General features: G+C 62.4%; 16 protein-coding genes. 8 read left to right on the forward strand and 8 right to left on the reverse strand.

From position 1 onward, the window contains the following. A complete protein-coding gene (locus tag BLU85_RS03955) occupies positions 1-519 on the reverse strand; it encodes a DUF2059 domain-containing protein (protein WP_060738605.1) in 519 nt (172 codons plus the stop codon). A 202-nt stretch (positions 520-721) separates the two neighbouring features. Between BLU85_RS03955 and BLU85_RS03960 the strand changes: the two genes are divergently transcribed. Then, positions 722-2,116: a class II fumarate hydratase gene (locus BLU85_RS03960; protein WP_092167491.1), complete on the forward strand. Its 1,395-nt coding sequence runs from the start codon at positions 722-724 to the stop codon at positions 2,114-2,116. A gap of 186 nt (positions 2,117-2,302) precedes the next feature. Here BLU85_RS03960 and BLU85_RS03965 read toward each other — a convergent pair whose 3' ends face one another. After that, positions 2,303-3,265 carry a DMT family transporter gene (locus tag BLU85_RS03965; RefSeq protein WP_041475797.1) on the reverse strand — a complete coding sequence of 321 codons (963 nt, stop codon included), beginning with the start codon at positions 3,263-3,265 and terminating at the stop codon, positions 2,303-2,305. Between the two features lie 191 nt (positions 3,266-3,456). On the opposite strand from BLU85_RS03965, the gene BLU85_RS03970 reads away from it, so the two are divergent. Beyond that, the gene (locus BLU85_RS03970) at positions 3,457-3,654 is read left to right on the forward strand and encodes a DUF6316 family protein (protein ID WP_060738608.1); all 198 of its coding nucleotides are present in this window, start codon (positions 3,457-3,459) and stop codon (positions 3,652-3,654) included. Positions 3,655-3,814: 160 nt separating this feature from the next. Here BLU85_RS03970 and BLU85_RS03975 read toward each other — a convergent pair whose 3' ends face one another. Both BLU85_RS03975 and pap read right to left on the reverse strand, forming a co-directional pair. Further along, a complete protein-coding gene (locus BLU85_RS03975) occupies positions 3,815-4,999 on the reverse strand; it encodes a thiolase family protein (protein WP_092197729.1) in 1,185 nt (394 codons plus the stop codon). A 103-nt stretch (positions 5,000-5,102) separates the two neighbouring features. Further along, positions 5,103-6,617, reverse strand: coding sequence for a polyphosphate:AMP phosphotransferase (pap, locus tag BLU85_RS03980; RefSeq protein WP_092197731.1), 1,515 nt, complete (start codon positions 6,615-6,617; stop codon positions 5,103-5,105). Between the two features lie 231 nt (positions 6,618-6,848). Here pap and mnmC point away from each other — a divergent pair, with 231 nt between their 5' ends. From mnmC to BLU85_RS04005, 5 genes are all read left to right on the forward strand, one after another. Further along, the gene (mnmC, locus tag BLU85_RS03985) at positions 6,849-8,831 is read left to right on the forward strand and encodes a bifunctional tRNA (5-methylaminomethyl-2-thiouridine)(34)-methyltransferase MnmC2/FAD-dependent 5-carboxymethylaminomethyl-2-thiouridine(34) oxidoreductase MnmC1 (RefSeq protein WP_092197733.1); all 1,983 of its coding nucleotides are present in this window, start codon (positions 6,849-6,851) and stop codon (positions 8,829-8,831) included. Between the two features lie 271 nt (positions 8,832-9,102). Continuing rightward, the gene (locus BLU85_RS03990; RefSeq protein WP_092197735.1) at positions 9,103-10,875 is read left to right on the forward strand and encodes an N-acetylglutaminylglutamine amidotransferase; all 1,773 of its coding nucleotides are present in this window, start codon (positions 9,103-9,105) and stop codon (positions 10,873-10,875) included. Between the two features lie 3 nt (positions 10,876-10,878). Then, the gene (gene ngg, locus BLU85_RS03995; protein WP_092197737.1) at positions 10,879-12,624 is read left to right on the forward strand and encodes an N-acetylglutaminylglutamine synthetase; all 1,746 of its coding nucleotides are present in this window, start codon (positions 10,879-10,881) and stop codon (positions 12,622-12,624) included. A gap of 201 nt (positions 12,625-12,825) precedes the next feature. Continuing rightward, complete coding sequence (locus BLU85_RS04000) at positions 12,826-14,016, forward strand: osmoprotectant NAGGN system M42 family peptidase (protein WP_092197739.1); 1,191 nt, start codon at positions 12,826-12,828, stop codon at positions 14,014-14,016. Between the two features lie 181 nt (positions 14,017-14,197). Further along, complete coding sequence (locus BLU85_RS04005) at positions 14,198-14,425, forward strand: YheU family protein (protein ID WP_003199186.1); 228 nt, start codon at positions 14,198-14,200, stop codon at positions 14,423-14,425. Here the strand turns inward: BLU85_RS04005 and csrA are convergent. The 3 genes from csrA to BLU85_RS04020 all read right to left on the reverse strand — a co-directional run bounded on the left by csrA (position 14,414) and on the right by BLU85_RS04020 (position 15,971). Next, positions 14,414-14,614 (reverse strand): carbon storage regulator CsrA, encoded by a 201-nt coding sequence (csrA, locus tag BLU85_RS04010; RefSeq protein WP_060738615.1) that lies wholly within the window; start codon positions 14,612-14,614, stop codon positions 14,414-14,416. The genes BLU85_RS04005 and csrA overlap by 12 nt on opposite strands. A gap of 151 nt (positions 14,615-14,765) precedes the next feature. Then, positions 14,766-15,098, reverse strand: coding sequence for a YnfA family protein (locus tag BLU85_RS04015; RefSeq protein WP_092197797.1), 333 nt, complete (start codon positions 15,096-15,098; stop codon positions 14,766-14,768). A 57-nt stretch (positions 15,099-15,155) separates the two neighbouring features. Then, entirely contained in the window at positions 15,156-15,971 is an 816-nt protein-coding gene (locus BLU85_RS04020; protein ID WP_092197741.1) for an SDR family oxidoreductase, read from the reverse strand. A 229-nt stretch (positions 15,972-16,200) separates the two neighbouring features. On the opposite strand from BLU85_RS04020, the gene BLU85_RS04025 reads away from it, so the two are divergent. After that, positions 16,201-16,353: a DUF3309 family protein gene (locus BLU85_RS04025; protein ID WP_003183939.1), complete on the forward strand. Its 153-nt coding sequence runs from the start codon at positions 16,201-16,203 to the stop codon at positions 16,351-16,353. Between the two features lie 63 nt (positions 16,354-16,416). Here BLU85_RS04025 and BLU85_RS04030 read toward each other — a convergent pair whose 3' ends face one another. Continuing rightward, on the reverse strand, positions 16,417-18,510 hold the full coding sequence (locus BLU85_RS04030; RefSeq protein ID WP_092197743.1) for an LTA synthase family protein: 2,094 nt from the start codon (positions 18,508-18,510) through the stop codon (positions 16,417-16,419). Positions 18,511-18,613: the final 103 nt, after the last annotated feature.

An 18,613-nucleotide genomic window follows, 5' to 3' on the forward strand; every position in this document is an offset into this window, starting at 1 on the left:
TTACGGCTTTTTCTTGGCTGGAGCGGCTTTTGGCTCGAGTTCGGCCGTCATGTCGGCCAGCAGCTTGTTGACCACCGGCACCGCGCTTTCCAGCTTGGCCTGGGTCAGTTGGGCCGATTGCTGGGTCAACTGTGGCATTTTTTCCAGGACTTTCTTGCCCAGTGGCGACTGGTAGAAGGCGACCAGGTCCTTGAGCTCCGATTCGTTGAAGTTGCTGGTGTAGAGCTTGACCATGTCCGGCTTGAGCTTGTTCCAGCCGATGGCTTGGTCCAGCGCGGCATTGGCCTTGGCCTGGTAGGTTTCCAGGGTGGCTTTTTTCGACTCAGGGGCCTTGGTCTGTTCAAAGCGCTGGGCGAACATCTGCTGCACTTGCATGTACACCGGAGTGCCCAGTTTGTCAGCGTGCGCCAGGGTCAGGAACGCTTCGGCGCTGGCGTTGTGGCTGGCGGTATCGGCGAAAACAGGGCCGCTGGCACACACCAGAGCAACTGCGGTACAGATGGCACGAAGACGGGTCATCGAGTTTCCTTTCATTACAGGCGAGGTAAAACCCCAAGGGCGACCATTCTGCGCCTAAAAAACGCCGGGGCTCAACCCCGACGGTTGTCGGGTCCGATTGACGGGCCGAAGCCACCGTTGCTGGATTGAGGGATGATTGAGGGAACCGGAGCCGCCCATCTGGGCCTAAACTGCGCATTCAGCCCTTAAGGAGTTTGACCCGATGAGCCGTATCGAAACCGACAGCCTTGGCCAGGTTGAAGTCCCGGACGACGCCTACTGGGGCGCGCAGACGCAGCGTTCCATGATCAACTTCGCCATTGGCAACGAACGCATGCCGCTGTCGGTGTTGCACGCCCTGGCGCTGATCAAGAAGGCCGCCGCACGAGTCAATGATCGCAATGGCGACCTGCCTGCCGACATCGCCCGCCTGATCGAACAGGCCGCCGACGAAGTGTTGGCCGGCCAGCACGACGATCAGTTCCCACTAGTGGTCTGGCAGACCGGCAGCGGGACCCAGAGCAACATGAACGTCAACGAAGTGATCGCCGGACGCGCCAACGAACTGGCCGGCAACCCCCGCGGCGGCAAGAGCCCGGTGCACCCCAACGACCATGTCAACCGTTCGCAGAGCTCCAACGACTGCTTCCCCACCGCGATGCACATCGCCGCCGCCCAGGCCGTGCATCAGCAATTGTTGCCGGCCATCGGCGAGCTGTCCGGCGGTCTCGCGGAGCTGGCCGCGCGCCACATGAAGCTGGTCAAGACCGGCCGTACCCACATGATGGATGCCACGCCGATCACCTTTGGCCAGGAGCTGTCGGCGTTCATTGCCCAGCTCGATTACGCCGAACGGGCGATTCGCGCCGCGCTACCGGCGGTCTGCGAACTGGCCCAGGGCGGCACGGCAGTGGGCACCGGGCTCAATTCACCCCATGGGTTCGGCGAAGCGATTGCCGCTGAACTGGCGGCGCTGTCGGGCCTGCCGTTCGTCACCGCACCCAACAAGTTTGCCGCGTTGGCCGGCCATGAACCCCTGACCTCGTTGTCCGGCGCGCTGAAAACCCTCGCCGTGACCCTGATGAAAATCGCCAACGACCTGCGCCTGCTGGGCTCCGGGCCACGGGCCGGGTTCGCCGAGGTGAAGTTGCCGGCCAACGAACCGGGCAGTTCCATCATGCCCGGCAAGGTCAACCCGACCCAGTGCGAAGCCTTGTCGATGCTAGCCTGCCAGGTCATGGGCAACGACGTGACCATCGGTTTTGCCGCCAGCCAGGGGCATTTGCAGTTGAACGTGTTCAAACCGGTGATCATTCACAACCTGCTGCAATCGATTCGCCTGTTGGCCGATGGCTGCAGCAACTTCCAGCAGCACTGCATCGCCGGGCTCGAGCCGGACGCCGAACAGATGGCCGCGCACTTGGAACGTGGGTTGATGCTGGTGACCGCGCTGAACCCGCACATCGGCTACGACAAGTCAGCGGAAATCGCCAAGAAAGCCTACGGTGAAGGGCTGACCTTGCGCGAGGCGGCGTTGCAGCTGGGGTACCTGACCGATGAAGAGTTCGATGCCTGGGTGAGGCCGGAGAATATGCTGGAAGCGGGTAGCCAGGGCTGAGTTTTGCCTTGATCGATAGTGCGCTATCGCGAGCAAGCTCGCTCCCACAGGGACAGCGTGGACCGCGATAGGACATCCACTGAAGATCCACTGTGGGAGCGAGCTTGCTCGCGATGAGGCCGGCAGGCTCGACATCACTGTTGCCTCACAAGCCGTTATCGCGAGCAGGCTCGCTCCCACAGGGGGCTAACGCCCGACAGCCAAGCGCTCGCGCCGGGCCCTGAGCCCGGCGATCAGCGAGGGCCCCAGGGCAACCAGCGCCGACCCCAGGACCACCAGCACCGCCCCGCCATAGCCCAACAGATTGATCTGCTCGGCATGGACATAATCAGGCCACCACCAGGCCGCCATCGCCACCGCGGCGAAGGTCACCAGCGGCGTGATCGCCAGGGTCGCGCTGACCCGCGACGCTTCCCAATGGGCCAGGGCTTCGGCAAACGCGCCATAGGCAATCAGTGTGTTGAGGCAGCAAGCGAGCAACAACCAACCTTGCAACGGGCTCAATTGCAGCGCCTCCAACGGATGCACCCAGGGTGTGAGCAGCAACGCGCAGAACAGGTAGATCACCATCATCACCTGCAACGAGTTCCACACCGTCAACAATTGCTTCTGGCCCAGGGCATAGAACGTCCAGACCGTCGACGCCAGCAACACCATCAGCACCCCGGCGGTGTAGTCGCTCAGGGACGTCAGCAGCTCGCCCAGGCGCTGGTTGAAAAACAGCGTGAAACCGATCAGCAGCACCAGCAGGCCGATGCCCTGCCCCACGCTGAACCGCTCCTTGAACACGAACAGGCTGGCGACCAGCAACATGATCGGCCCCATCTGCACCACCAGTTGCGCGGTGCCGGGGCTCAAGCGATTCAGGCCCATCAGGTACAGCACGTAGTTGCCCACCAGCCCGAGCACCGCCATCGCCACCAGCCAGCCGCCGCGAGGGCCGAGCACCTTGCGACTGGGCAGGCGCCGGGTGGCCGCCAGATAGATGAACAGCAAACCGCCGGACACCAGCAAGCGAAACCAGGTCACGGTGACCGGGTCCATCACTTGCAGCACTTGCTTGAGCTTGATCGGCAGGATTCCCCAGAGCAGGGCAGTCAACAGGGCAAGGAACAAGCCGTAGACCCAGCGACCGGACGATATGTGCATGCAACCCTCGAAGCCCAGGACAAAGAACGCCCATTCTAGGCATCTATCGCCCAGCAACACAGGAACAGTTGTGGATTAATTGAACCGGGTACGGATATGGCACATGGCCGCCTATCGGCTCGCCAAGCAGCCGCCAACGCCAGCCCCTAAACTTCACTCAACCTGATCCGCCGCCTCTTTTGGAGCCCCTCATGCTCGGCAAACGCGCCCAGGACCTCGCCCCTGCGATGGTCTTTCCCAGTGATCGGATTTGCCGGATAAACGGCGAATTTTACTTCAACACCCGGGAAGGCACCCAGGAAGGGCCGTTCGCCAGTCGCGAGGATGCGTTGCGGGAGGTAGAGGCGTATGTACAGCGAATGCTGCAACTGACGCAGGTCGCCAGCTAGCGCACCGCGCTCTTGCTCCCACTGGGCTCTGTAGGAGCTGGCGAAGCCTGCGATCTTTTGCTCTTTTACTTGAGATTCAAGCGTCCGGGGAAAGATCGCAGCCTCGTTGCACTCGACAGCTCCTACGCAGTCCAGTCGCCACAAAAGCGCTGTGCCATGCTTATCCCACCGCCTCGAACAACCCCGTAGCCCCCATCCCGCCGCCCACGCACATGGTCACGATGCCGTAACGCAGGTTGCGCCGTTGCAGCTCACGCACCAGATGCCCCACCTGCCGCGAACCGGTCATGCCGAATGGATGGCCGATGGAGATCGAACCGCCATTGACGTTGTATTTCTGCGGATCGATTTCCAGCCGGTCGCGGCTGTACAGGCACTGGGATGCAAACGCCTCGTTGAGTTCCCACAGGTCGATATCGGCGATCCGCAAGCCCTTGGCCTTGAGCAGCTTGGGCACCGAAAACACCGGGCCGATACCCATTTCGTCCGGCTCGCAACCGGCCACCGTAAAGCCACGGAAAAACGCCTTGGGCTTGAGCCCCAGGGCCTGGGCTTTTTCCAGGCTCATCACCAAGGTCATCGAAGCCCCATCGGACAACTGCGAGGAGTTGCCCGCCGTCACCGAGCCGTCTTCGGCAAACACCGGCTTCAGGCCCGCGAGGCTTTCATAGGTGGTGTCGGGACGGTTGCAGTCATCACGATCGACCACGCCATCGAGGATCTGCACGGCACCCGTGTTCTTGTCCTCGACCCGGTACTTGACCGCCATCGGGATGATTTCGTCATCGAACAACCCGGCCGCCTGGGCCTTGGCGGTGCGTTGCTGGCTCTGCAAGGCGTAGCGATCCTGCTCCTCGCGGCTGACCTGGTAGCGTCGGGCGACGATTTCGGCGGTCTCGCCCATGGGAAAATAAATCCCGGGCACCTGCTCCTTGAGCAGCGGGTTGATCAGGTTGTCGGTGTTGACGCTTTTCATCGTCAGGCTGATGGACTCCACCCCGCCGGCCACGATGATGTCGCTGCAACCGGAAGCGATCTGGTTGGCGGCGATGGCAATGGCTTGCAGGCCCGAAGAACAGAAGCGGTTGAGGGTCATGCCGGCCGTGCCGATGCCCAATTGCGAGAGCACCGCCACGTTGCGCCCGATATTGTAGCCCTGGGCACCTTCATTGGACCCGGCCCCGACGATACAGTCCTCGACACTGGCCGGGTTGATGTCGTTGCGCGCCAGCAAGGCATTGACGCAATGGGCCGCCATGTCATCCGGACGGGTCATGTTGAACTTGCCACGAAAGGACTTGGCCAGGCCGGTCCGTACGCTGTCGACGATCACCACTTCACGCATGGCTGCACCTCATTGTTGTAGTCGGTTGAGAGTGGATCGAGCATAGATCCACCGGATAACCTACCGCGACAATCATTCACCTCGCGTATGCGCGCCCATCGCCCTAGCGCTTCTTCTTGCGAGCCTGTTTCGCACTGCGCTCGAAAGCCGCCTCCAGCGCCTGGTTGAGGGTGCGCAACACCTTGACCCGCGCCCAGCGCTTGTCGTTGGCCTCCACCAAGGTCCAGGGTGCAATCTCGGTGCTGGTGCGGTCGACCATGTCGCACACCGCGGCGCGGTAGTCATCCCACTTGTCGCGGTTGCGCCAGTCATCCTCGGTGATCTTGAAGCGTTTGAACGGGATGTCCTCGCGCTCTTGGAAACGTTCCAGCTGGGTTTCCTTGTCGATCGCCAGCCAGAACTTGACCACCACCACACCGGCATCGGCGAGCTGTTCCTCGAAGTCGTTGATCTCCCCGTAGGCCCGCAGCCAGTCGGCCTGGCTGCAAAACCCTTCGACCCGCTCCACCAACACCCGGCCGTACCAGGAGCGGTCGAACATGGTGAACTTGCCGCGTGCGGGAATATGCCGCCAGAACCGCCACATGTAGGGATGGGCGCGCTCTTCTTCCGTGGGCGCGGCGATGGGCACGATGTTGTATTGGCGCGGGTCCAGGGCCGCCGTGACCCGCCGGATCGCCCCGCCCTTGCCCGCCGCGTCATTGCCTTCGAACACCGCCACCAAGGCATGCTGGCGCATGCGTTTGTCCCGCAGCAGCCCGGCGAAGCGCGCCTGCTCGGTGATCAGTTGTTCTTCGTAGTCGGCCTTGTCCAGGCGCCGGGTCATGTCCAGGCTGTCGAGCAACGTGATCTGGCCATCCAACTCGGGCAGCGGCGCCACGCTGACCTTTTGCGGCTTGATCTTCGGCCGGTCCAGGGCCTGGCGCAAGCCGTCGAGCAGGATCCGCCCGACGGTGAGGCTGCGATAACAGCTGTCCACCCCTTCGATCACATGCCACGGTGCGTAATCGCGACTGGTGCGGCGCAGCACACGCTCGCCGTATTTGACGAACTTGTCATAGGTCTGGGATTGCTGCCAATCCAGCGGGCTGATGCGCCAACTGTGCAGCGGGTCATCCTTGAGCCCCTTGAGGCGGGCCTTCATCTGCTTCTTGGACAGGTGGAACCAGAACTTGAAGATCAGCGCGCCCTCATCGCAGAGCATTTTTTCCAGGCGCTCGGCCCCGGCGATCGCCTGGTCGAGCCGTGGGTCCTTGAACTCGCCATGGACCCGGCCTTGCAGCATCTGGCTGTACCAGTTGCCGAAGAAAATCCCCATGCGCCCCTTGGCCGGCAGCATCCGCCAATAACGCCACGCGGGAGGTCGCGCCAGTTCTTCGTCGGTCTGTTGGTCGAAGGTGCGCACTTCGATCAGCCGCGGGTCCATCCATTCATTGAGCAACTTCACCGTCTCGCCCTTGCCCGCGCCTTCGATGCCGTTGATCAACACGATGACCGGAAAACGACCCTGCTGCTGCAACTCGAACTGCGCTTCCAGCAGTGCTTCACGCAGGGCCGGCACCTCGGCCTCAAAGGTGTCTTTATCGATGATGTGACCGATTTCAGCGGATTCGAACATGGACAGCTCCTTCCAGGGATTGGGGCAAGACTAGCGGATTGGATGCGGCCCGTGTAGGAGCTGTGTAGGAGCTGTCGAGTGCAACGAGGCTGCGACCTTGTCCCAGTCAATTGAGTCTCAAGCGAAAGATCGCAGCCTCGTTGCACTCGTCAGCTCCTACGGATGCGTATGCACAGGAGCAATCGGTAGTCGATCGGCTAGAATGGCCGCTCAGTTTCGACCGAGCCTGCCATGACGCCTGTACAGCAACACGCCCAACTCGACTGGGACGACCAGGGTCGCCCGCGTTCGCGGGTGTTCGACGACGTGTATTTCTCCGATCAGTCCGGGCTGGAAGAAACCCGTTACGTGTTCCTCGAACAGAACAACCTGGCCGAGCGCTTTGCCACGCTGCCCGCCGACGGGCGCCTGGTGATCGGCGAAACCGGCTTTGGCACCGGCTTGAATTTCCTCTGCGCCTGGCAGTTGTTCGAACAATGCGCGCCGGCCGGGGCGCGGCTGCATTTCGTCAGCGTCGAGAAATATCCATTGACTCCGCAGGACCTGTGCCGGGCCCTGGCCCTCTGGCCGCAGCTCGCCCTCCAGGCCGAGCAACTGCTTGGGCAATACGTGGCGATCCATCAGGGGTTCCAGCGCCTGGTCCTGGCCAATGGGCGGGTGACGCTGACCCTGTTGATCGGCGATGCCCTGGAGCAGTTGCCGCAACTGGACGGGCAGATCGACGCCTGGTTCCTGGACGGTTTCGCACCGGCCCGGAACCCCGAGATGTGGACCGCCGAGCTGTTCGCCGAACTGGCCCGGCTGGCCGCACCCGGCGCCACCCTCAGCACCTTCACCAGCACCGGCTGGGTCCGGCGTTTGCTGAACGCGGCGGGCTTCAAGATGAAGCGCACGCCGGGCATCGGCCATAAGTGGGAAATCCTGCGGGGCGTGTTTCTTGGCTGGCCGGAGCAGACGGCGGCGCCATCCCCGGCAAAACCCTGGTACGCCCGCCCCGTGCCCCCCACCGGCGAGCGCCGGGCCCTGGTGATCGGGGGCGGCCTGGCCGGTTGTGCCAGCGCGGCGAGCCTGGCCGCACGTGGTTGGCAGGTGACGCTGCTGGAGCGTCATGCCGGGTTGGCCGAGGAGGCCTCCGGCAACCCCCAGGGCGTGCTGTACCTCAAGTTGTCGGCCCACGGCACCGCATTGTCGCAGATGATCCTCAGCGGCTTCGGCTACACCCGACGCGTGCTGGAGCAACTGCAACGCGGCGTTGACTGGGATGCCTGCGGCGTTTTGCAGTTGGCCTTCAACAGCAAGGAAGCCGAACGCCAGGCACAACTGGCCGAGGCGTTCCCAACGGATCTACTGCGCACTCTGGATCAGTCCGAGGCCCAGGCCCGATCCGGTATCGGCCTGGCCTGTGGAGGCTTGTTTTATCCCGAGGGCGGCTGGGTGCATCCGCCAGCGTTGTGTCGCTGGCAAGCCTCGGGACCGGCGATCGATGTGCAACCCCATCATGACGTGCTGCACTTGCGCCGCGTCGATGGCCAATGGCAGGCATGGGACCGCGAACGCTGCCTGGCCAGTGCGCCGGTGGTGATCCTCGCCAGTGCTGCCGAGATCAAACGCTTCGAACCGGCTGCCGACTTGCCGCTCAAGCGCATTCGCGGGCAGATCACCCGTCTGCCGCAAACCCGCCGCAGCCAGAGCCTGGCGACGGTGGTCTGCGCCGAAGGTTATGTGGCGCCGCCGCGGCAGGGTGAACATACCCTGGGCGCCAGTTTCGACTTCAACAGCGACGACCTGACCCCCACCGCCGCCGAGCACGCCGGCAACCTGCGCATGCTCGAAGAAATCTCCCAAGACCTGGTGCAGCGCTTGAACGCCGCTACCTTGGACCCGGAGCACCTCGAAGGCCGCGTGGCGTTTCGTTGCACCAGCCCGGATTACCTGCCGATTGTCGGACCGTTGGCCGACCGCCAAGCCTTTACCGACGCCTATGCGGCCCTGGGCAAAGATGCCCGCCAAGTACCGGACGTCCCTTGCCCGTGGCTCGAGGGCCTGTACATCAACAGCGGCCACGGTTCCCGAGGCCTGATCACCGCGCCCCTGTCGGGCGAACTGATCGCCGCCTGGCTGGACAACGACCCCCTGCCACTGCCCCGCAGCGTGGCCGAGGCCTGCCACCCGAACCGGTTCGCGTTGCGGGCCTTGATTCGGGGCAAGGCTTAGCACCGACTTCTTAAGACATGTCACAACCCTTGTGGGAGCGAGCTTGCTCGCGATAGCGTTGGGTCAGTCAACTCAGAGGTCAACTGATCCTCCGCTATCGCGAGCAAGCTCGCTCCCACAAGGATCACGCGACATTCAACCCAACCCCGCCCGCCGGCTTATAACGCATCGATCTAAAACTCACAGCAATCCCTCCGGTCAGTTTCAGGGTACCTGCCCTTTTGGCAGGTGCTGCTTGACCCCTCCCCAACGGAAAAACCGGTAAGGACTTATGTGCGGATTAGCTGGAGAGTTACGTTTCGATCAACAACCTGCGGACCTTGCGGCCGTGGAGCGAATCACCCATCACCTGGCCCCTCGTGGCCCTGACGCGTGGGGTTTTCATAGCCAGGGGCCGATTGCTCTGGGCCATCGGCGCCTGAAAATCATGGACCTGTCGGACGGCTCGGCCCAGCCGATGATCGACAATCAACTGGGCCTGTCCCTGGCCTTCAACGGCGCGATCTACAACTACCCGGAACTGCGCACCGAGCTCGAAACCCTGGGCTACACCTTCTATTCCGGTGGCGACACCGAAGTGCTGCTCAAGGGCTACCACGCCTGGGGCGAAGCGCTGCTGCCCAAGCTCAACGGCATGTTCGCGTTCGCCATCTGGGAGCGCGATGCCAAGCGGCTGTTCATCGCCCGCGACCGCCTCGGCGTCAAGCCGCTGTACCTGTCGCGCACCGGCCAGCGGCTACGTTTCGCCTCGGCATTGCCGGCCCTGCTCAAGGGCGGCGACATCAACCCCATGCTCGACCCGGTGGCCCTCAACCATTACCTGAATTTCCACGCCGTGGTCCCGGCGCCCCGTACCTTGCTGGCCGGTGTTGAAAAACTGCCGCCCGCTACTTGGATGCGCATCGAAGCCGACGGCACCACCGAGCAGAAAACCTGGTGGACCCTGCCCTACGGCCCTCGGGCCGACGAACAGCACCTGAACCTGGAAGACTGGACCGACCGCGTGCTCGACAGCACCCGTGAAGCCGTCGCCATTCGCCAGCGTGCCGCCGTGGATGTCGGCGTGCTGCTGTCCGGGGGCGTCGACTCAAGCATGTTGGTGGGTCTGTTGCGGGAAGTGGGCGTGGAAGACCTGTCCACGTTCTCCATCGGTTTCCAGGATGCCGGCGGCGAGCGCGGTGACGAATTCCAATATTCGGACCTCATCGCCAAGCACTACGGCACCCGCCACCACCAACTGCGCATCGACGAAAAAGAGATCATCGAGCAACTGCCCGCGGCGTTCCGCGCCATGAGCGAGCCGATGGTCAGCCACGACTGCATCGCCTTCTACCTGCTGTCGCGGGAAGTGGCCAAGCATTGCAAAGTCGTACAAAGCGGCCAGGGCGCCGACGAGCTGTTCGCCGGTTACCACTGGTACCCGCAGGTCGATGGCGCCAGCGATCCGTACGCCGCCTATCGCGCTGCGTTCTTCGACCGCAGCTACGAAGAATATGCCGCCACCGTGCAGCCCAACTGGCTGACGGCCAATGACGCGGCCGGTGACTTCGTCAAGGAACATTTCGCCCAACCTGGGGCCGATGCCGCGGTGGACAAGGCCCTGCGCCTGGACAGCACCGTGATGCTGGTGGACGACCCGGTCAAGCGCGTCGACAACATGACCATGGCCTGGGGCCTGGAAGCGCGCACGCCGTTCCTGGACTACCGCTTGGTGGAGCTTTCGGCCCGGGTCCCGGCAAAGTTCAAGTTGCCCGATGGTGGCAAGCAGGTACTCAAGGAAGCCGCCCGACGGGTGATCCCCAGCGAGGTGATCGACCGCAAGAAAGGTTATTTCCCAGTGCCAGGCCTCAAGCATCTGGAAGGCCACACCCTGGCCTGGGTCCGCGAACTGCTGCTGGATCCGAGCCAGGATCGCGGCCTGTTCGACCCGGCCATGCTCGACCGCCTGCTCACCGACCCCAACGGCCAGCTCACGCCGTTGCGTGGTTCGCGGCTATGGCAACTGGCGGCGCTGAACCTGTGGCTCAGCGAGCAAGGAATCTGATCGATGAAACCTCACGCAACCGTTCACAACCAACGCCTCTTGCGCGGCCAGGCGCCTTCTTACGAACGCCTGCAGGCACGCCTGGCCGAAGACGGCAGCGAATTGGGCGCCGACCCGATCGCGGTGCATTGTGGCTGGGGTCGACTGCTGATCGGCCACACCTTCCCGGACCCGGCGAGCCTGGCCCGGGAACTGCTCAACGAACAACCCGGCGAACGCGACATTGCCTTGTACGTGGCCGCGCCCCAGCAAGTGCTGGGATTGGAGCCGGCGCAACTGTTCCTCGATCCATCCGACACCTTGCGCCTGTGGTTCAGCGACTATCGCCAGTCCACCCGGGTGTTTCGCGGTTTCCGGATTCGCCGGGCCCAGAGCGAGGCCGACTGGCAGGCCATCAACCAGCTCTACCAGGCCCGGGGCATGTTGCCCATCGACCCGCTGCGACTGACCCCGCGTCACGAGGGCGGCCCGGTCTACTGGCTGGCCGAAGACGACGACACCGGCACGGTGATCGGCAGCGTCATGGGCCTGAATCATCAGAAGGCCTTCAACGACCCGGAAAACGGCAGCAGCCTCTGGTGCCTGGCCGTAGACCCGCAATGTTCACGCCCTGGTGTTGGCGAAGTACTGGTGCGCCATCTCATCGAGCATTTCATGAGCCGGGGTTTGAGCTACCTCGACCTGTCGGTGCTGCATGATAATCGCCAGGCGAAAAACCTCTACGCCAAGCTCGGTTTTCGCAACCTGCCGACCTTCGCCATCAAGCGCAAGAACGGCATCAACCAGCCGTTGTTTCTCGGGCCGGGCCCCGAGGCGCAATTCAACCCCTATGCACGGATCATCGTCGAGGAAGCCCACCGTCGCGGCATCGAAGTGCAGGTGGACGATGCCGAGGCCGGCTTGTTCACCCTCATCCACGGGAGCCGCCGGGTGCGCTGCCGAGAATCCCTGAGCGACTTGACCAGCGCCATCAGCATGACCTTGTGCCAGAACAAAAGCCTGACCCACAAGGTACTGAAAAGCGCCGGCCTTAACCTGCCGGCCCAGCAGTTGGCGGGCAACGCCGATGACAACCTGGCGTTCCTCGATGAGCACGAACGGGTGGTGGTCAAGCCGCTGGACGGGGAACAGGGCCAAGGTGTGGCGGTGGATCTGCGCACCATCGAGGAAGTGCAGAGCGCCATCGAGACGGCTCGGCAGTTCGATAGCCAGGTGTTACTGGAAAGCTTCCACGAAGGGCTGGACCTGCGCATCCTGGTGATCGGCTTTGAAGTGGTGGCGGCGGCGATCCGGCGTCCGGCGGAGGTGATCGGTGACGGCCGGCACACCATCGGCGCGCTGATCGAAGCCCAAAGCCGCCGACGGCAGGCCGCCACAGGCGGTGAAAGCAAGATCCCGATGGATGCCGAGACCCTGCGCACACTCAACGCGGCGGGGTTCGACTACGACAGCGTGCTGCCGGCCGGGGAACACCTGTTCGTCCGGCGTACGGCGAACCTGCATACCGGCGGCGTGCTGGAGGATGTCACCGCCATCCTGCATTCGACCCTCGTCGATGCGGCGGTGCGCGCCGCCCGGGCGTTGGACATTCCCATGGTCGGCCTCGACCTGCTGGTGCCGGCGGCCGATCAACCCGAGTATGTGTTCATCGAAGCCAACGAACGCGCCGGCCTGGCCAACCACGAACCCCAGCCCACCGCCGAGCGCTTTGTGGACTTGTTGTTTCCTCATAGCCAGACGGTGGCCTAGCAGAAATGTGGTGCCTGAACAGTCCCCATCGCGAGCAAGCTCGCTCCCACATGGAATTTTTGGTGTTTATACATTCTGTGTTCACTGCGGAAACTCTGTGGGAGCGAGCTTGCTCGCGATAAGGCCAGTGCAAGCCCCCTTATCCAACAGTCGGACTCACTCATCGAAACCATCGATGCGCTCAACCCATCAGGAGTTTCCATGATCAGTAAAATTCCCGAACCGGATCTCGAATACCTGCAAAAGGTCCTGCTGGAAATGCTCGCCATTCCCAGCCCCACCGGCTTTACCGACACTATCGTGCGCTACGTCGCCGAGCGGCTCGAGGAGCTGGGTATCGCGTTCGAAATGACCCGTCGCGGCACGATCCGCGCCACGCTCAAGGGCCGCAAGAGCAGCCCCGACCGGGCCGTCTCGGCGCACCTGGATACCATCGGTGCCTCGGTGCGGGCCATCAAGGACAACGGTCGCCTGACCCTGGCCCCGGTAGGTTGCTGGTCCAGCCGGTTTGCCGAAGGTAGCCGGGTCAGCCTGTTCACCGACACCGGCGTGATTCGCGGCAGCGTGCTGCCATTGATGGCGTCCGGGCACGCGTTCAACACCGCCGTGGATGAAATGCCCATCAGTTGGGACCACATCGAATTGCGCCTGGATGCCTATTGCGCCACCCGCGCCGACTGCGAAACCCTGGGGGTGGGCATCGGCGATTATGTGGCCTTCGATCCCCTGCCGGAATTCACCGAAAGCGGCCACATCAGCGCCCGGCACCTGGACGACAAGGCCGGGGTCGCGGCGCTGCTGGCGGCGCTCAAGGCAATTGTGGACAGCGGTGAAGAACTGCTGATCGATTGTCACCCACTGTTCACCATCACCGAGGAAACCGGCAGCGGCGCCGCAGCCGCGCTGCCCTGGGACGTCAGCGAATTCGTCGGCATCGACATCGCGCCCGTCGCCCCCGGCCAGCACTCGAGCGAACATTCGGTCAGCGTGGCGATGCAGGACTCCGGAGGCCCCTACGACTATCACCTGTCGCGGCACCTGCTGAAACTGGCCAAGGAGAACGACATATCGGCCCGCCGTGACCTGTTCCGCTATTACTTCAGCGATGCTCATTCGGCCATCACCGCCGGCCACGATAGCCGTACCGCCCTGCTCGCCTTCGGCTGCGACGCCACCCATGGCTACGAACGCACCCACATCGACAGCCTGGCCGCCCTCAGCCGTCTGCTCGGCGCCTACATTCTCAGCCCACCGGTGTTCGCCAGCGACGCACAACCGGCCCAAGGCTCGCTGGACCGCTTCAGTCACCAGATCGAGCATGATGCACAGATGGAAAGCGATACCCGGGTGCCATCGGTGGATAGCCTGGTGGGACAGCGGTCGGATAGCTGATCCAACATTCACTGTCTGGGCTATTGCCATCGCGAGCAAGCTCGCTCCCACACTTGAAATGCATTCCCCTGTGGGAGCGAGCTTGCTCGCGATGAGGCCAGAACAGCCCCCACAAAACCCAAGGCTAGCCGCAAAAGCCCATTGGCCGTAGCATCGCCTCATTGTCTAGCCGAGGTACCCCATGCTCATCCCCCACGACCAACTCGAAGTCGACACACTCACTCGCCTGATCGAGGATTTCGTGACCCGCGACGGCACCGACAACGGTGACGACACCCCCCTGGAAACGCGGGTTCTACGGGTCAGGCAAGCGCTGACCAAAGGCCAAGCGTTGATCGTCTTCGACCCCGAAAGCGAACAGTGCCAGCTGATGCTCAAGCACGACGTGCCCAAGCACCTATTCGACTGAACACGCCTTGCGGGCGGCGTGGGCCTTTTTCCTCTGGATCTTTTCGTAGATTTCGGAGCGATGGACATCGACGTGCCGTGGCGCTTCCACGCCAAAACGCACGGTGGTGCCGCTGACCGACAGCACACGGACGGAAATATCGTCACCGATGGAAATCAACTCACCCACAGCGCGGCTTAATACGAGCATGGTTCTTGTCCTTAAGAATGTCTGGACCCTGACCATGCCCGGCCTGCTTTCCGTTCTCAAGACACCGGCGAGAATTCAGTAAGGCCCTACAAGCAAAGTTCTTGCGACTGAAGGAAACTTCCTGCAAAACCCTGCTGGACCGTAGGTTATTTCAGGAGGCCGAGAACCGCGGGCCAAATAAAATCACGCTCGCCCCCAGCACGCAGAGCGCCACGCCAATCCAGTCGGAACCCAGTGGCCGGACCCGTTCCACCACGGCCAGCCAGCCAATCGAGGCAACGATATAGATGCCGCCATAGGCGGCGTAGGCACGGCCGGCGTACGTCGCTTCGATGCGAGTCAGCAACAGGGCGAACAAGGTCAGGCTGAGCAGCGCCGGGGCGATCCACCAGGCGCTCTTGCCTTGGCGCAGCCACATCCAGAAGGCGTAGCAACCGGCGATTTCAAACAGCGCGGCGAGAAAAAACCATAAGTAATTGAGCATGCAGATGTCCATCAGGAAGGCCGAATGGCGCCATCCTGAGGACATCGGGCAGCCAGGTCAATTCAGGTTCTGCCGAGCCTTGGCGCGCATCTTGTCGGCCATGACGGTCATTTCGTCGTACAGCAACTGTGGGTTCTTCTGCTTGAGGGCCCACGCCATGCGTCCCTGTTCATGGGGCAGGATCATGAACTGACCCTGGGCGACTTGCTGGTAGATGTAGTCGGCAATGTCGGCGGCGCTGATCGGCGAGCTTTCCAGCAATTTGCCAACCTGGGCCTTCATGGCCGGGGTCGGACCGCGGAAGGAGTCCAGCAGATTGGTCTGGAAGAACGATGGGCACACCACGTGTACGCCGACCTCCTGCTGCGCCAGTTCAACCAACAGGCTTTCCGACAACGCCACCACACCGGCCTTGGCCACGTTGTAGTTGCTCATGGCTGGCCCCTGCATCAGGGCGGCCATGGAAGCGATGTTGATGATCTTGCCGCGGCTTTTTTCCAGCAGTGGCAGGAACGCCTTGCAGCCCTTGACCACGCCCATCAGGTTGATCGCGATCTGCCAGTCCCAATCCTCCAGGGAGAGTTCGCTGAAGAACCCACCCGAGGCGACGCCGGCATTGTTGACGATGATATCGATGCCGCCGAGCTTCTCTTCGCAAGCCTGGGCGAACGCCGTCAATTGGCTGTAGTCGCGCACATCGCAGCGCTGGATGAAGCCGTCGCCACCCGCCGCGCGCACGAGTTTGAGGGTTTCCACAAGGCCTGGTTCGCTGACATCCGATAAGGCCAGGCGCCAGCCTTCACGGGCCCAGCGCAGCGCGATTTCGCGACCCAGGCCGGAGCCGGCACCAGTGATCATCATGCGATTTTGCATAGCAAACAGCCTTGTTCCGGGAGAGATAGGCCGAGTGTAGCGAAGGCGCCTGCCGGACCCACGCTCCATCAGATTGCTGAATGGCGAGGGCAAACCGTAGCCGCTATAAAAACTTTGAATTTTTTACCAGACGTAACGGTCGGACTTAATAAGCCGCCCGGATTTAACACATGCGTGCTGGTAGTTGGAAGTTACAACACTCCAAAACTGACCAATAAGGAAATCTACAATGGGCACAATACTTATCATCATCCTGATCCTCCTGCTGATCGGTGGTCTTCCGGTCTTCCCGCACTCCAGAAGTTGGGGTTACGGTCCGTCCGGCATCATTGGTGTAGTGTTGGTGGTGCTGTTGGTCCTGCTATTACTGGGCAAGATATAAACCGCTAAGTAAGCGCAAAAAAAAGAGGCCTTCGCAGGCCTCTTTTTTTATGCTCGCCGTTTATCAGTCCGGCTTGCCGTCAACAACGCCCGCGGTGTTATCCAACAGGCTCTTGGTCGCGGTTTGCAGGAACGATTCGAGCTTGAGCTTCATCTCGGCAGTGTCCGGTGCGTCCGGGATGATTTGCGCATGAGGGTTGGCGCCCAATTCATAGCGGTACATCTTCGGCGGCATTTCCTTCTCCTTCGGCAGGACCAGGATCTTGTCGTCGCGAATGATCGCCGTCGTCTGTTCACTGCCCGACGGCTTGATCACGCCAAAACCGGTGTCGCCTTCCGGCAGGTTCAACAGGTCACGGCCCCAGCACTGGTTCCGTACCTGCCCACCGAGACGGCCCATGATGGTCGGTACGATGTCGACCTGGGTGCCCACGGTATGGCTACGCTGGCCGAATTTTTCCTGGACGCCGGGGCCGATCAACAGCATCGGCACGTTGAAACGGCCCAGGTCCATTTCGGTGATCTGGCGTTCGTTGCCAAAGCCATGGTCGCCCACCACCACGAACAGGGTTTCCTTGAAGTAAGGCTCCTTGCGGGCCTTCTCGAAGAACTGGCCCAGCGCCCAGTCGGCGTAGCGCATGGCCGTCAAGTGTTCGTTCAGGCTGCCACGGTCGGTGACCGGCTCGACCGGCAACGGCGTCGGCAACGCATAAGGCGTGTGGTTGGACAGGGTTTGCAGCAAGGCATAGAACGGCTTGCCATTTTCCCGGGCCTTGAGCTCGATCAGGCCACGGTCGAACATGTCTTGGTCGGACACGCCCCAGGTGGGGTCGGAAAACACCGGGTTCACGAAGTCGTTACGCCCGATGAAGTTGGTCATGCCCTGGCTGCTGAAGAACCCCGACTGGTTGTCCCAGGCGAAATCGCCGTTGTAGACATACACGTCGTCGTAGTTTCGGGCGCTGAGCAGTTGCGGCAAGCCTGACAGCTTGTGGCTGCCTTCCGGCGTCTGCATCAGGTATTCGAAACCCGGCAGGTTCGGGAAGCATGCCATGGTGGCGAACATGCCCTGGTGGGTGTGGGTACCGTTGGAGAAAAAACGGTCGAACAGCAGGCCTTCCTTGGACAGTTTGTCCATGTAAGGCGTGATGTTGCCCGGCGCGCCCAGGGCGCCCACCGAGTGCCCGGCCATGCTTTCCATGAGGATCACGACCACGTTCTTGATCGGCAGGGTCTTGTCCGCCGGCGGCGTGTAGTCGCGGCGCACGGCGGCGGTCTCGGTGTCCACGAGCTTGTCGTCAGGCATCACCAGCATGTCACGCACGGTCTGCTGGGCCAGCGGCTGCTCGAGGGTGGCTTTCCAGATGTTGTCACGGTCTTCGGACATCCGGCTCTTGGCTGCCGCCACCAGCGACAACGTGCCATTGAGTCCAAGCTGGTTGGCGAAGTTCGAGTCGGTGGTGTAGACGTCCCCCCAACGCAGTGGCGGACCTTGGCGCAGGGTGCCGCGCGCGGCGACCACGGCCACCAGCAGGCAAACCACGAACACCGCGACACGCCCATACCACGGGGCGATCTGCCGGGTGCCGATAGTACCGCCACTGAACGGTCCACGGGGACGGGTGGCGCGGTCGGCGCCCTTGAACGCCAGGGCGAGGATGACGGTGCCGCCGACCCAGGCCAGCAGGTAGCGCACCACCGGGAAACCGTACCAGAGCATACTCATCACGGTTTTCGGGTCTTCCTTCACATATTGGAAGACCAGACCGTTGAGGCGTTGGTGGAATTCACGGTAGAAGTCCATCTCCATCAAGCCGAGGAACAGCGCGATGCTGGAGGTGACGGTCAGCCAGAAACGAAAAAAACCGCGGGCAGCCATGGCCCTTGCGCTGAACAACGCCAGCAGCAACGGGATGCAGAGGTAAACCACCAGACGCAAGTCGAAGCGCAGGCCGTTGACGAATGCTTCAACGAAGGTCGAGGCCGGGGTGTCGAGAATCATCTCGCGGTTATAGACCAGCAGCGCCACGCGCAGCAGGCTTAGCATAACCATCATCACCAGGGCGCAAAGCAACGTGTAGGCCAGGTGCGATTTGACGGTCGGTTGCAGCAGGCGATGCGTGGTGCGCTGCTGACTCAGGGCGTCCGGGATTGCCATGTCGTTTAAGGACCCTATTGGAATTGGAGTGACAAAAGAGAAACAACGGCGCGCCCTCTGTTGGCCAAAGCCTGACCCCGGGGCTTGCGCGAGTGCGCAAATG

Origin of the sequence: Pseudomonas sp. NFACC14 (assembly GCF_900106885.1) — a bacterium.
Lineage (GTDB): Bacteria > Pseudomonadota > Gammaproteobacteria > Pseudomonadales > Pseudomonadaceae > Aquipseudomonas > Aquipseudomonas fluorescens_AA.